The following is a 13,331-nucleotide window of genomic DNA, read 5'->3' as shown; positions in this document are numbered from 1 at the left end:
AAAGAAACCCGGCGCGGGGCCGGGTTTCAGGGGCAGAGGTGACTGCTCGGAATCAGAACTTCAACTCGGTACCCAGGCCGAAGTAGGTCCGCTCGTAGTCGTTGGCTGCGGTCTCGTCGGTGGCGAAGGCGAATACCTTGGCGGCGCTGGACAGCTTGTAGTCCAGGCCCAGGCTGTAGGTTTCCGCATCTTCCACCACGATGTCGGACTGGCCGTACTGGGCCTTCATGGTCCAGGCGTTAATCTTGTACGCCGCAGAGGTCATCCAGCCGTCCTGGGTGCTGCCGTCTTCCTTTTCCTGCTCTTCGAACAGGGCGCCTACCTGGACCGGGCCGATGTTGTACTGGCTCACCAGGCGCTGGACATTCCAGTCGTTGGCCTCGACGTCCTGGTCAAATGCGTAGGCGATGTACACGCCGGCATTATCGTAGGCGAAGGACACCGAGCTGCCGTTCTCACGAGTTACGACGTTGCCGTTCTCGTCCAGCAGGGGCAGCCCGTCGCTGTCGGTCAGCTCCTCGTCGCCGTTGCTTACGTAGGCAGCAGAGGCCTTGAAGCCGGCGAAGGAGGGTGTGGTGTACTGCAGGATATTGGCTACGCGGTTGTCGCTCTTGGTGATGACGCTCTTGATGTCACCTTCCAGGTCACCGAACAGGTCGACCTTCTTCTGCGCAGCTTTCAGCGGAGTATCGAACTTGCCACCGATCACCTGGCCGAAACCGCCCTCGAGACCAGCGTAGATATTGCGCTGCTTGAAGATCTCGTCGGCGTCGCCGTCGACATCGGTCTCGTATTCCATTTTGTAGATGCCGGTCAGGCCGTTGTCGAAAGGCAGCTTACCCTTGACGCCCAGGCGGGAGGCATTGCTCTTCACGCCGGTGGTCGAGCCCTCGCCTTCGTCGGCGGACTGGAAGGTGACATTGGCCTTGCCATACAGGTCCAGGGCTTCTGATTCGTCTTGCGCATTAGCCAGGGCCGGAACCACGGCGGCGATAGCCAGGGAGATAGCGGTCTTTTTCATCGATGGTCTCGCACAGTTTTTGTTGAGATTCTGGAGGGCCGCCTGATTGTTCTGGTACGAGCGGTCCCTCGGGATGCCGCGCATTCTGGCGGCGCAATATTACAAAAAGGTTAAAGAAGTCATTTTTTTAAAGAAATGTGACCCGATGCTGGCCCAGAACAGCGGGAGAGGCCGAAGCTGGCAGTCTGGCGCTCAAAAAGTGATCAGTCATCAGGGGTTGGCAGGCCGGTAGCCCTTGTGGCAAAAGTTCACCCTGGGGAATCAAGCGGGCAAAGGGATCTTGCGTGGCTTCGACTGCCGAGGGAAACAGGCACCTTATACCCGGCTCGCCGGCCGGCATCCTCTGGGCATACTCGCTCGGCGTGGGCGCGACCGGCTGCCTGCCGGAGCTTCCACAATGGCCCCTGTGGCTGCTGGCATCGGGAAGCCTGCTCCTGCTGGCCTGGCTGCTGCGCCCCCTTCGATCCCTATTGCCGCTTGCGCTCGCCCTGGTGCTGGGGGCCAGCTGGGCGCTCTGGCACAATCACCGGGCCTTGGCGGATCGCCTGCCCATGGCGCAGCACAGCGCCGACTTCCTGCTGCCTGTGGAGGTGGTGTCCCTGCCACGGCGGGGAGGCGGTGGCGCCCGGGATAGCGCTCCCGCCAGCCCGGCCGACCTGCGGTTTACCGCTCGCGTTCTCGCCAGGGAGGCTGCGTGGCCCGTCCCTGATTCATTCGCCGGACAGCGGCTCCTGCTGACCTGGTACCGTGCGCCACCCGACGTGGTGGGCAAACTAACCGGCGGCAGTGCCTGGCTGCTCCCGGTCCGGTTGAAGCGCCCCCGGGGCACCGTCAACCCCCACGCGTTTGATTACGAGGGCTGGCTGTTGCGCGAGGGCATCTATGCCACGGGCTACGTGCGCCCGGCCGATGGCGAACCCCGCCTCCTGGGACAGCGACGGGGAGTGGCCGCCTGGCGGCAGGGTTTGCGCGAGCGCCTGGAGCGACAGGGTCCACCGCGGCTGGAGCTGGTTTCGGCGCTGCTGCTCGGCGACCGGGGCGGCCTGGCCCGGGAGGACCAGAGGCTGCTGCGGTCCACCGGCACGGCCCACCTGGTGGCCATATCGGGCCTGCATGTGGGTATGGTGGCCGGTTTTTTCCTGCTGGCGAGCGGAATCCTGGTGCGAGGGCTGGGGGCGGCGGGCCTGCGCTGTTTTGCAGGCCTGCCCGCGGCCTGCGCCCTGGCGGCAGCCGGGCTGTATACCCTGTTGGCGGGGGCGCCGCTCTCGGCTCAGCGCGCGCTGGTAATGACGGCGATCTTCCTGCTCGCATTAATCTGGCGCAGGCGTCTCAGCGGTTGGCTGGCGTATGCGCTGGCACTGGCAGTGGTTCTCACATTGCAACCGCTGGCGATTTTCAGCCCGGGCTTCTGGCTGTCGTTCATTGCGGTAGCGGCACTGATGCTGGCGTTTGCCGGCCGCCGGAAGGTCGGGCAGGGCAAGCAGCCCGGTCCTGTCCGGCGTGGATTGCGCTGGCTCGCAGACATGACCCGCGGCCAGTGGGCGGTGACCCTGGGCCTGCTGGTCCCATCTCTCTACCTGTTCTCGGGCGCCAGTGCGATCGCACTTGGCGTGAACCTGGTCGCCATCCCGTGGGTCGGGTTTGGCATACTGCCTTTGTTGATGCTGGGTACCTTGTTCGGGGATTCCGTTATCGGGATCACCCTGGTGGGGCTGGCGGGGGAGCAACTGGACCAGCTCATGGCTCTCCTCGGCTACCTTGATGGCGCCGGCGCCTGGCAGCCTATGGGCTTCGTCGCCGGTGTGGCCGGGCTCGCGTTATCCGCCATCGCGCTATTGATACTTTCTTTACCCCGTGGCGTTCCCGGCCGGCATATTGGCTGGACGTTTGTCCTGCTGGTCGCGGTCCCCGCCACTTTCCCAGCCCGGCAGTGGGGCGGCGGGCTGCAGGTGACCATTTTCGATGTCGGCCAGGGCCTGGCCGTGTTGGTGGCGGCTGATGGCGATTACCTGCTGTACGACGCAGGGCCCAGTTCCCGCAGTGGCTGGAATGCCGGGGAGGCCATTTTGGTGCCGTACCTGCTGGAGGAAGGGGTGGGGGCACTGGATACCCTGGTGGTGAGCCACGGCGATCGCGACCACCGCGGCGGCCTGGGGGGAGTGCTGGCCGGTGTGCCAGTGGCAACCCTGCTGGCCCCGGGGACCCTCGCCGACCGCCTGGAACCGCCGCCGGCAACGGATGCCTCCGCCTGCCTCGCGGGGCAGGAGATAGGGCGGGGTGGCCTCACTGCGAGGGTCCTCTGGCCCATGGCGCCTTCGGTTAGCGGTGAGGAAAACGACCACAGTTGCGTGCTACTGCTTGAGTGGCGTTCGCGCCGTATCCTGTTGGCTGGGGATATTTCTGCTGCGGTGGAAAAACAGCTGCTGGCATCTAACCCGGGGTTTGAGCCAGTGGACCTGGTTGTGGCGCCCCATCACGGCTCGCGCACATCATCATCGCCGGGATTCGTTTACTGGGCTAGGCCCCGCAGCGTGGTTTTCAGTGCGGGGTTTCGGCACCATTTCGGGCATCCCCACCCCGACGTAGTGGCTCGTTACCGTGAGGCGGGCGCGAAACTCTTTAATACCGCAGATACCGGTGCACTGGAGTTCTCCTGGGATGGCGTGAACGCCGAGCCTTCAGTGAAAACCGCGAGGAGCTTTCCCCGTTTCTGGCTGCTCCAGTCGGTCAAAAAATGACCACCTTCTGGGCCAGTGCGCCAGGGTCCGGCAGGAGATTCGCGTTCCGGTTGCCAAATACTTCCCAGTTGCGACACCAACCGGCGCAGGGAACTTTTTTTGTGAAGTTGGTCAAAAGTGGTCACCTAATAATTGGTACTCTTTGGTCAAGATTTTAACGGCGGCCCCCTGGTTGAAAAACCACCGAGAAGACAGGGGTTCCGCATTGCAGTCAAGTGGTGAGTAGTTGCATGAATAAAAGACTGATTTCCCGCGCCGTCATGGCGGCCGCGATGCTCTCCTCCGGCCAGGCGCTGGCTGAGGGCGAGTGGAAGTACACGCTGGGTACCGACTACAGCAGCGGTGACTATGGCGATACGGCCGATACTGAGATCGTGTCCACCCCGTTCACCGTAAGCTACAAGCCGTCCACCAGCTGGACCTTCAAGGCCTCCCTGCCTTATGTGCAGATCGAGGGCCCCGGTGGCGTTGTGCCCGGCGGCGATGGTGGCTTTGTTGTCGGCCGTGGTAACGGTGGCACCGGCGGTGGTTTCGGGCCGGGCAACGGCGGTGGGCAGACCGAGGTCGAGACCGTAAAGGAAGCGGGCATCGGTGACCTCTGGCTGACCGGCACCTATAGCCTGGAACCGATCGGCGAGCGCTGGTTCGTTGACCTGTCGGGCAAGTTCAAGGTGCCTACGGCCGATGAGGAAAAGGGGCTGGGTACCGGAGAGGTGGATTACACGCTGCAAGCGGAAGTGTTCACCATCGCCGGAGATTTCACCCCCTTTGCCACCCTGGCGCGCAAGGTCAAGGGTGACCTTCCCGAAACGGAGCTGAACGACGTCTGGTACACCTCAGTGGGCAGTGGCTACCGACTGGCCCCCGAGACCAGCCTTGGATTGTCCCTCGATTACCAGCAGGCCAGCACTGATAGCAGTGAGGATTCTGCTGAGTTGTTCGGGTACCTCAACCAGAAGCTGACCGAGCAGTGGAGCGGCATGCTCTACGGCTACAAGGGCCTCACTGATGGCAGCCCCGATTTCGGTTTCGGCCTTCAAGTGAGCTACCGCCCGGGTAGCTGATAGACGGTGATAAGCGGTAAAAATTTACTACCAGGAGAAAAAAAGCGATGAAGATTCCCTTCAAGATGGCTGTACTTCCCGCTGTACTTTCGGCAATGCTCGCGGGCGCGGTGTGGGCCGACGATGACCTGCCGGATAATGATTCCACCGATACCGAGGTGGTCGAGTCTGTATCCAATGTTTCTTCCGAGAGCGTCGCCGGCATGTTCGGTGATTTCCTCGGCGAGGATTCCCAGTCCTATGTGGAAGGCCTGCGCAGCGGTGACATCACCTACGTTCCCCCGGAAGATGCCGAGGGCGGCGCGGAAGGTGATGCCGCGGAAGATGTTGCGGACACCGACGAAGTGGAAGGTGTCGAGGGTGAAGAAGCCAGCGTTGGCATGGGCTATGGCAATGTGACTATTACCCTGGCCCTGGCGGAACAGCTGGCGATGGCGTCAGCTGCCGAGGCCCTGGAAGGCGAGACAGGCATGACTGCCGACGACGCGATCAACGAAGTCCTGTACATGCGCGTCGAAGAGGGCATGGGCTGGGGCCAGATCGCCAAGGAGATGGGTTTCAATCTCGGCGAGATCATGAGCGGCATCCACTCCAATCGCCCGGAAACTGCAGGCGCAGCCAAGGCAGACAAGATGACCGGCAAGGACATGCGCGCCGAGAAGTCCATGAAGCCCGAAACGGCCGGACCGAAGGTCGACAAGGCGGAGCGAGTCAAGATGGAGCGGCCCGAGCGCCCGGTAAAGCCGATGAAAGCCGAGCGTCCGGAGAAGCCCGAGCGCCCGGCGAAGCCTGAGCGCCCGGAGCGTCCCGGACGCTGATTGCATCGACAGTCCCCGACTGTCAGGTGTCGATCGAAAGCCGCCGGCTCTGCCGGCGGCTTTTTTTATGGATTCAATCCTGTCGCCTCTGGGCGCGGACATGTAATCCGCGTCACACTGAAGGAAAAGACGTCGCTGGTGAGGCTTAGCTGCCGCAGCCAGCTGTGGTAGAGTGCAGGACTACCTTTCGCAGTACGGGTACATAAGAAAAGTGTTAGACATAATAAAATCCGGCGGCTGGCTGATGCTGCCGATCCTGCTCTGTTCTGTTGCGGTTATCGCCATTTCCATCGAACGCCTGTGGACGCTGAATCCCCGCCGGATCGCTCCACGGAGCCTGCTGGGTGAGGTCTGGAGTTGGCTGAAAAACAACCAGATCAACGGCGAGCGGCTCAAGGAGCTGCGCGACTCCAGTCCCCTGGGCCGCATTTTTGCCGCTGGCCTTTCCAATTCCCGCCATGGCCGGGACGTGATGAAGGACAGCATCGAGGAGGCGGCAAGCCAAGTGGTGCATGACCTGGAGCGTTTCCTCGGTGCCCTGGGCACCATCGCTGCGGTGGCGCCGCTGATCGGCCTGCTGGGGACAGTGGTCGGCATGATCCAGGTGTTCACTGCCATCATGCTGGAGGGCACCGGCAATGCAGGTGTGCTGGCGGGGGGGATCAGCCAGGCGCTGATTACCACGGCGGCCGGCCTGACCGTGGCCATCCCCGCGCTCATGGCCCACCGCTACTTCCAGCGCCGCGTGGATACGATCGTGGTCACCATGGAGCAGGAAGCGGTAAAGCTGGTGGATGCCCTGCACAGTGACCGCCGTATCGAAACGGCCTGAGCGGGGTAGCACGTAATGCAGTTCCGCCGCCAAGCCACAGAGCAGGACGGGGTCAATCTCACACCGTTGATTGATGTGGTTTTCCTGCTGTTGATCTTCTTCATGGTCTCTACCACCTTTACGAAGGAGAGCCACCTGAAGCTGGATCTCCCCGAAGCCGCAGGTGCCCAGCCCGAACAGCCGCCGAGCAGCATCGAAGTGCTGATCAACGCAGACGGTTCCTACTCGGTAGATGGGCGGGCGCTGATCAACAAAAAACTGACTACCTTGAAATCGGCCCTGTCGGAAGTTTCCGCGGGCGAGTACAATCGCCCCCTTATCATCACTGCCGACGCCACAGCGCAGCACCAGGCCGTGGTGCGCGCAATGGATGCCGCGGGCCAGCTGGGCTTTGTCCACCTGAGTATTACCACGCGGCAACCGGAAGAGAATTAACTGCCAGGGGCTGCCGGGCCGCAGCCAGCGGCCATTCGCGCCCCTGTGGGCGGGGATAGCCAGGAGCCGCTGCCGGGCGCGATGCCATCCTGCCAGAATCCCTGCCAGATGTATGACACGGGTATCTATGGATAACACCCCCGCGGTCCCGCAAAGCGGGACCAAGACCTACCGCCGCCTGCTCGCCTACGCTCTGCCGCACTGGCCGATTTTCGCCCTGGCGGTGTTTGGCTTCCTGCTGTTTTCCACCATGAATGTCAGCCTCATCGCGGTGACGGAGCTGCTGCTGGATGCCGTGGGTTCAGGGATCCAGGAGGGTAGGGGGTTCCTGGCAAAGTGGATTGCCCCCTATTTCCCGGGTGGCGTCATGCCCCAGGAGACGGCGCGCTGGCTGGTGCCGCTGGCAATGCTGATGATTATTGCCCTGCGCGCCGTGGGCAATTTCGTAGGCAGCTACGGCCTGGCCTATGTGGCGCGGGCGGTGATTCACCAGCTGCGCACCGACCTGTTCAGGAAAATCGGGCAGCTGCCCAGCGCCTATTTTGATCGGTACACCGGGGCCTACCTGATTTCCAAGGTCTCCTATAACGTCGAGCAGGTGACCAACTCCATCACCAAGGCGATGAAGGTCATGATCCGCGAGTCTTTTACCGCGATTGGCCTGCTCACCTACCTGTTGCTGGTGAACTGGAAACTTACCTTAACTTTCTTCCTTTTTGCCCCGCTGATCGCGTTTATCGTCCGTATTGTGGGCAAGCGTTTCCGGAAACTGAGCCACCGCATCCAGAACAGCATGGGGGACGTCACCCATGTGACCCAGGAGGCAATCAACGGTTACCAGGTGGTGCGGATGTACGGGGGGCAGGTATACGAGAATGCCCGCTTCGCCTCCGCCAGCGACAACAACCGCCAACAGTTCATGAAGCTGGTGGTGGCAAACAACGGCAGCGTGTCAATAATCCAGATCCTGGTTGGCCTGGCTACTGCCTCCATTGTCTGGCTGGCACTGGCGCCCGGCATGGTCGAGGCAATGACCGCCGGGGTATTTGCCTCCTACATCGGTGCCGCTGCCTCCCTGGCCAAACCCGTGCGCAGCCTTTCTGAGGTCTATGCCGATATCCAGAAGGGAATCGCCGCCGCCGAGAGTATCTTCGAGGTGCTCGACTCCCCGCGGGAGCCATCCGGAGGGGTTGCCAGACTGCCGGAACCGGTCAGGGGCGCGATCACCTTCGAGCACGTGGGCTTTCGTTACGACGAGGGTGCGCCGGCGGTATTGACGGATATCGATATCGACGTCGCGGCCGGGCAGACGGTGGCCCTGGTAGGGGCCTCCGGCTCCGGCAAGAGTACCCTGGTGAGCCTGCTGGCGCGGTTCTACGACCCGACCAGCGGTCGCATCCTGCTCGATGGCGTCGATACCGCGGACCTGCCGCTGGAGGAACTGCGGCGCCAGATCAGTATGGTTTCCCAGAATATCGTCCTCTTCAACGATACGGTCTACAACAATATCGCCTACGGTGAACTGGCAGACAGTCCGCGGGAGGCGGTCGAGCGGGCGGTGCGGCTGGCCCACGCCACCGACTTTGTTGCGGAGTTGCCCCAGGGCCTGGATACGGTGCTCGGTGACAACGCACAGATTCTCTCAGGCGGGCAGCGGCAGCGCCTTGCGATCGCGCGGGCACTGTTGAAGGATGCCCCGGTGCTGATTCTCGATGAGGCCACCTCCGCGCTCGATAACGAGTCCGAGCGAAGCATCCAGGCAGCCCTGACCGAGGTGATGAAGGACCGCACGACTTTCGTGATCGCGCACCGTCTCAGTACCATTGAGGGGGCTGACAGGATCCTGGTGATGGAGCAGGGCAGGATTGTAGAGAGCGGTGACCACCAGTCCCTGATCGAGCGCGGTGGCCGCTACGCAACACTATTGCAACAGCAGACGGCAGGGTAATCTGACCGATGTCGATGGAAGACTGGTTCAACAAGCGCTGGTACCCGGAAGAAGATGACAAGAGCTCGGCATTGGCGCTGATGTCGCCATTGTCGTCCCTGTATGGGGTTGTGAGCCGGCACCGGCGGCGCGCCTATGAAGACAACCCGCCCGAGGCCCTGCCGGTCCCGGTCATCGTGGTGGGCAATATCACTGTAGGCGGCGCCGGCAAGACGCCACTGGTGGCCGAACTGGCCCGCTGGCTCCACAAGCGAGGCTGGAATCCCGGCATTGTCAGTCGCGGTCACGGTGGCCGTGCCCGCGAGTACCCTTACCAGGTTACAGCCCAGTCGCACTCTCTTGAGTCCGGCGACGAACCATTGATGCTGCACCTGATAACCGGGTTGCCGGTCATGGTCTCTCCGGACCGGCGTGAGGCAGCGCAGGCACTGATCGATTATCACCAGTGTGATGTCATCCTGGCTGACGATGGCCTGCAGCACTACAAACTGTGGCGCAGTATGGAAATCTGCGTCGTTGACGGCCATCGGGGACTCGGTAACGGCAAGCTGCTGCCCCAGGGGCCCCTGCGCGAGCCAGCGTCGCGGCTCGAGTCCGTGGACCTGGTGGTTGCGAACGGGGAGCCGGAGGCCGGTGTCCGCGAACAGTGCGGTGACCAGGTAGACTTCACGATGAAACTGGAGCCGGCCAGCTGGCACCAGTTCAACCTGGACCAGACTTCGACCCTGAAGCTGTCTTCCGGGCCGGAAATCGGCCCCTGCCATGCGGTTGCGGCGATAGGCAACCCGCAGCGATTCTTCCGCGAGCTGCGCGACATGCGCTACCAGGTGATGGAGCAGGCATTTGACGACCACCACCAGTTCAGCCCGCAGGAGCTCCAGTTCGACGGTGAGACCCCGGTGGTCATGACCATGAAGGACGCGGTCAAGTGCCGCGATTTCTGGCAGAGCCACTGGTGGGCGCTGGAAGTCCGGGCTTCCCTGCCAGATGACTTTTACCAGAGAATTCACCAACACCTGCAAGATTTTTCCGCCGATGAGTGATCAAGTTACGTTCGATGTCGTGATTCCGGCCCGTTACGGTTCCAGCCGCCTGCCGGGCAAGCCCCTGGCGGATATTGCCGGCAAGCCAATGATCCAGCGCGTATACGAGCGGGCGAGTGACAGTGCTGCGGAGCGTGTCATCGTCGCCACCGATGACATGCGCGTGGCCGAGGCTGTGCGCGCGTTTGGTGGTGAGGTCTGCATGACCGCGCCCACGCATGCCTCCGGGACCGACCGGCTACACGAGGTGGCGGCCAACCTGGGGCTGGAGGACCACCGCATCCTGGTAAACGTGCAGGGCGATGAACCACTGATTCCGGCGTCCGTCATCAACCAGGTTGCGGCCAATCTCGCCGGGGAACGGCGCGCGGGTGTGGCCACGCTGGCGGAGCCAATCTCGAGTGTGGAGGACTTCCTCAACCCGAATATCGTCAAGGTGGTCGCGGCCGAATCGGGCCTGGCCCGCTACTTTTCCCGGGCGCCGGTCCCCTGGCCGCGGGATGCCTTTGCCATCGACCGCAGCCGCCTGCCCGAAGGTTTTGCCCCACGTCGCCACATCGGGATATATGCCTACCGGGCCGGCTTGCTGAAGCAGTTTGTCGGCTGGCCCCAGGCACCGCTCGAGCGCCTGGAATCCCTCGAGCAGCTCCGCTTCCTCTACCACGACCAGGATATCCATGTTGAAGATGCCTGCGAGGAGGTTCCCGGCGGGGTGGATACGGAAGAGGACCTCCAGCGCATGCGTGAACTCCTGGCTGAATGACATGATCCAGGCCGATGTAGACCTGCAGCAGTACAACACGCTGGCCATTGCGGCCCGCGCAGCGCACTTTGCCCGGGTGGAGAGTCGCGACCAGTTGCTCGAAGTGGTCGCATTCGCCCGCAGTCGCGGCCTGCCGGTGCTCCCTCTGGGGGGTGGCAGTAACATCGTGTTGACCGAAGATTTCCCGGGGCTGGTGGTTCACCTGGACATCCGGCACCTGGAACTCGATGAGCAGGAGGGCGCTGTTGAGGTGGTCGCGGGGGCTGGGGAAAACTGGCACCAGCTGGTGATGGCTACGGTGGAGCGCGGCTACGGGGGGCTGGAGAACCTCGCCCTGATTCCCGGCCGGATCGGCGCCGCGCCTATCCAGAATATCGGCGCCTACGGAGTTGAACTCCGCGATACCTTCCACAGCCTGGAAGCGCTGCATGTCGCCACGGGCGAGATGCATACCTTTTCCGCCAGCGAATGTGAGTTTGGTTACCGCGACAGCGTTTTCAAGGGGCGGGCGCGCGACCAGTACATCATCACCGAAGTGCGGCTGCGGCTCCCGGAAGACTGGTACCCCCGGGTGGACTATCCCGCACTGCAGCAGTATTTGCGGGATCACCAGGTTGACTCTTCCGGGCTTACCCCGCGCGACGTGGCGGATGCGGTGATCGCGGTGCGCCAGAGCAAGCTTCCCGATCCGCAGACGATTCCCAACGCCGGCAGCTTTTTCAAGAATCCGGTGGTGTCGCCGGAGTTGTACCAGAAGCTCAAGCGCCATCACCCGGACCTGGTGGCTTACGAGGTCGGGTCCCGTTGGAAACTGGCCGCGGGCTGGCTTATCGATCGCGCCGGCTGGCGCGGCAGGATGCACGGTCCGGTGGGTGTGCATGAGCGCCAGGCGCTGGTGCTGGTCAACCCCGGGCGCGGCAGCGGCGCGGAGGTGACTGGCCTGGCGCGCGAGATCGCTGACGACATCAGGGCCAGGTTCGGAGTAGAGCTGGAGCCGGAACCCCGCTTTTACCCCTGATGGCAGCAGGTGGTTCAGTCGGACCCGAGACACTTCCCATGGATGAGGCGGCTTTCCAGGCCAGGGCAGAGGCGCTGGCCGCTAATGTTGCTGACCAAGAGTGGGTGGATCTCTCTCCGGGGAGCGCGCTGCTGGTTCCGGACTGGCTGCGACCGGGGGAGGACCTTGCCTTGATGCAGTCGCTGTTTACGCGGCTGTCGTGGGAGCAGCCCAGTATCCGCATGTTTGGGCGCAGTCACCCGATTCCGCGGCGACACGCCTTTGTTGCCGATCCGGGAATCACCTATCGCTGGTCAGGCCTCGCGCAGGTCGGGCAGCCCTGGCCTGTGGAGCTATTCCGTATCCGGCAGCGCCTGGCAAAAGCCGGTTTTTGCTTCAATTCGGTGCTGGCCAACCATTATCGCGGGGGCGAGGACAGTATGGGCTGGCACGCTGATGACGAGCGTGAACTCGGTGACCACCCGGTAATCGCCACCCTGAGTCTTGGCGAGCCGCGCCGGCTCTCCTTCAAGCGCCGCAGCGGGGAAGGGCGGCTGGCACTGTCGCTGGGCAAGGGCTCCCTGCTTCTCACGTCCGGGGCTGTCCAGCACCATTGGCTGCACCAGGTAGCGAAAAGCCGGCGCCAGCTGGGGGAGCGGGTCAGCCTCACGTTTCGTATGTTCCCATCATGAGCGTGCGAACGACACGATAGAACCGGTTCCCGGAAGCCCCTCGTGCTGGCGACCTTTCATGTCTTTTGGTTATATCCGGGGTTGAGAATCCAACGTCATGGGCGTCGCCGTGCCTGTGGGGTGATAGTCTCTTTGCACTGCCGCGATTGTCTGGTATTTTGGTTCGAGGCTCTGTGGATTTGCCCGGAAGCTTTGGTGCACCGGGTACAAGAACACGTAAAAAAGTGTGCGGGACCGAAATAATGGAATAGTTCGCTGTCCCCACAATCCGTAGTTGGAGCTAATTTGATTAGAGTCTTGGTGGTTGACGATCACGACCTTGTGCGGATGGGAATTTCGCGCATGCTCAGTGACGTCCCGGATATTGAAGTTGTTGGCCAGGCCAGCAGCGGCGAAGAGGCGCTCGCATTTGTCCGCCAGCAGCCCGCGGATGTCATCCTGATGGATGTCAAAATGCCGGGTATGGGTGGTATGGAGGCAACTCGCAAGTTGTTGGCCCGTGTGCCGGATTCGCGGGTTATTGCCGTGAGCGCACTGGACGATGACCTGTTTCCCGGCCGGCTGATGCAGGCCGGTGCTTCCGGTTACGTCACCAAGGGTGCCGACCTCGAAGAGATGGTGAAGGCCATCAGGACGGTGCACTCGGGAAGCGTTTACCTTAGTAGCTCCATGGCTACAAAGCTGGCGCTTCGCAACGTAAACGGCAAGGCCGAGAAATCTTCCCCATTTGACGACCTTTCGGAGCGGGAGCTCCAGACAGCGATCATGATCGTCAATGGGAGCAAGGTTGCGGAGATTGCCTCGACGCTTGCGGTCAGCCCGAAAACTGTCAACAGTTACCGTTACCGCATCTTTGAAAAGCTCTGTATCCAGAGTGATGTTGAGCTGACCCTGCTTGCGGTGAAATATCAGGTCCTGGATCCCGAGGCAGTGCTCTGAGCCCCCGATTGCGGGGCCGGGCCACGATGTATTCCGCTCAG

Annotated in this window: 12 protein-coding genes; 11 read left to right on the top strand and 1 reads right to left on the bottom strand. The window is 62.4% G+C overall.

Translation table 11 applies throughout. The features are described from left to right. Positions 1–52 precede the first annotated feature (52 nt). On the bottom strand, positions 53–1,021 hold the full coding sequence (locus tag BLT26_RS08875; RefSeq protein ID WP_091512281.1) for a porin: 969 nt from the start codon (positions 1,019–1,021) through the stop codon (positions 53–55). A gap of 284 nt (positions 1,022–1,305) precedes the next feature. Between BLT26_RS08875 and BLT26_RS08865 the strand changes: the two genes are divergently transcribed. The 11 genes from BLT26_RS08865 (at position 1,306) to BLT26_RS08815 (ending at position 13,290) form a co-directional block, all read left to right on the top strand. Further along, entirely contained in the window at positions 1,306–3,759 is a 2,454-nt protein-coding gene (locus BLT26_RS08865; RefSeq protein ID WP_175453068.1) for a DNA internalization-related competence protein ComEC/Rec2, read from the top strand. 230 nt (positions 3,760–3,989) lie between these two features. Next, the gene (locus tag BLT26_RS08860; protein WP_091512270.1) at positions 3,990–4,823 is read left to right on the top strand and encodes a hypothetical protein; all 834 of its coding nucleotides are present in this window, start codon (positions 3,990–3,992) and stop codon (positions 4,821–4,823) included. Positions 4,824–4,870: 47 nt separating this feature from the next. Next, on the top strand, positions 4,871–5,641 hold the full coding sequence (locus tag BLT26_RS08855; RefSeq protein WP_091512267.1) for a hypothetical protein: 771 nt from the start codon (positions 4,871–4,873) through the stop codon (positions 5,639–5,641). A gap of 244 nt (positions 5,642–5,885) precedes the next feature. Further along, complete coding sequence (locus tag BLT26_RS08850; protein ID WP_425435281.1) at positions 5,886–6,473, top strand: MotA/TolQ/ExbB proton channel family protein; 588 nt, start codon at positions 5,886–5,888, stop codon at positions 6,471–6,473. 15 nt (positions 6,474–6,488) lie between these two features. Continuing rightward, positions 6,489–6,908, top strand: coding sequence for an ExbD/TolR family protein (locus tag BLT26_RS08845; protein WP_091512262.1), 420 nt, complete (start codon positions 6,489–6,491; stop codon positions 6,906–6,908). Between the two features lie 127 nt (positions 6,909–7,035). Next, positions 7,036–8,856 carry a lipid A export permease/ATP-binding protein MsbA gene (gene msbA / locus BLT26_RS08840; protein ID WP_245720657.1) on the top strand — a complete coding sequence of 607 codons (1,821 nt, stop codon included), beginning with the start codon at positions 7,036–7,038 and terminating at the stop codon, positions 8,854–8,856. An 8-nt stretch (positions 8,857–8,864) separates the two neighbouring features. Beyond that, positions 8,865–9,899 (top strand): tetraacyldisaccharide 4'-kinase, encoded by a 1,035-nt coding sequence (lpxK, locus tag BLT26_RS08835; protein ID WP_091512255.1) that lies wholly within the window; start codon positions 8,865–8,867, stop codon positions 9,897–9,899. Continuing rightward, a complete protein-coding gene (gene kdsB / locus BLT26_RS08830; RefSeq protein WP_091512252.1) occupies positions 9,892–10,662 on the top strand; it encodes a 3-deoxy-manno-octulosonate cytidylyltransferase in 771 nt (256 codons plus the stop codon). The genes lpxK and kdsB overlap by 8 nt, the downstream gene beginning before the upstream one ends. Beyond that, complete coding sequence (gene murB, locus BLT26_RS08825; RefSeq protein ID WP_245720656.1) at positions 10,643–11,680, top strand: UDP-N-acetylmuramate dehydrogenase; 1,038 nt, start codon at positions 10,643–10,645, stop codon at positions 11,678–11,680. The genes kdsB and murB overlap by 20 nt, the downstream gene beginning before the upstream one ends. Before the next feature lie 38 nt (positions 11,681–11,718). Beyond that, positions 11,719–12,351, top strand: coding sequence for an alpha-ketoglutarate-dependent dioxygenase AlkB family protein (locus BLT26_RS08820; RefSeq protein WP_175453067.1), 633 nt, complete (start codon positions 11,719–11,721; stop codon positions 12,349–12,351). 285 nt (positions 12,352–12,636) lie between these two features. Beyond that, on the top strand, positions 12,637–13,290 hold the full coding sequence (locus BLT26_RS08815) for a response regulator (RefSeq protein ID WP_091512245.1): 654 nt from the start codon (positions 12,637–12,639) through the stop codon (positions 13,288–13,290). Positions 13,291–13,331 lie beyond the last annotated feature (41 nt).

Origin of the sequence: Microbulbifer yueqingensis (assembly GCF_900100355.1) — a bacterium.
GTDB lineage: Bacteria > Pseudomonadota > Gammaproteobacteria > Pseudomonadales > Cellvibrionaceae > Microbulbifer > Microbulbifer yueqingensis.
This window is presented reverse-complemented; position numbering and strand designations above follow the sequence as displayed.

What these genes read in the sequence shown, in the direction of transcription:
- BLT26_RS08875 (WP_091512281.1), bottom strand. Translation starts at nt 1,021, where the DNA reads ATGAAAAAGACCGCTATCTCCCTGGCTATCGCCGCCGTGGTTCCGGCC.
- BLT26_RS08860 (WP_091512270.1), top strand. Translation starts at nt 3,990, where the DNA reads ATGAATAAAAGACTGATTTCCCGCGCCGTCATGGCGGCCGCGATGCTC.
- BLT26_RS08855 (WP_091512267.1), top strand. Translation starts at nt 4,871, where the DNA reads ATGAAGATTCCCTTCAAGATGGCTGTACTTCCCGCTGTACTTTCGGCA.
- BLT26_RS08850 (WP_425435281.1), top strand. Translation starts at nt 5,886, where the DNA reads ATGCTGCCGATCCTGCTCTGTTCTGTTGCGGTTATCGCCATTTCCATC.
- BLT26_RS08845 (WP_091512262.1), top strand. Translation starts at nt 6,489, where the DNA reads ATGCAGTTCCGCCGCCAAGCCACAGAGCAGGACGGGGTCAATCTCACA.
- msbA (WP_245720657.1), top strand. Translation starts at nt 7,036, where the DNA reads ATGGATAACACCCCCGCGGTCCCGCAAAGCGGGACCAAGACCTACCGC.
- lpxK (WP_091512255.1), top strand. Translation starts at nt 8,865, where the DNA reads ATGTCGATGGAAGACTGGTTCAACAAGCGCTGGTACCCGGAAGAAGAT.
- kdsB (WP_091512252.1), top strand. Translation starts at nt 9,892, where the DNA reads ATGAGTGATCAAGTTACGTTCGATGTCGTGATTCCGGCCCGTTACGGT.
- BLT26_RS08820 (WP_175453067.1), top strand. Translation starts at nt 11,719, where the DNA reads ATGGATGAGGCGGCTTTCCAGGCCAGGGCAGAGGCGCTGGCCGCTAAT.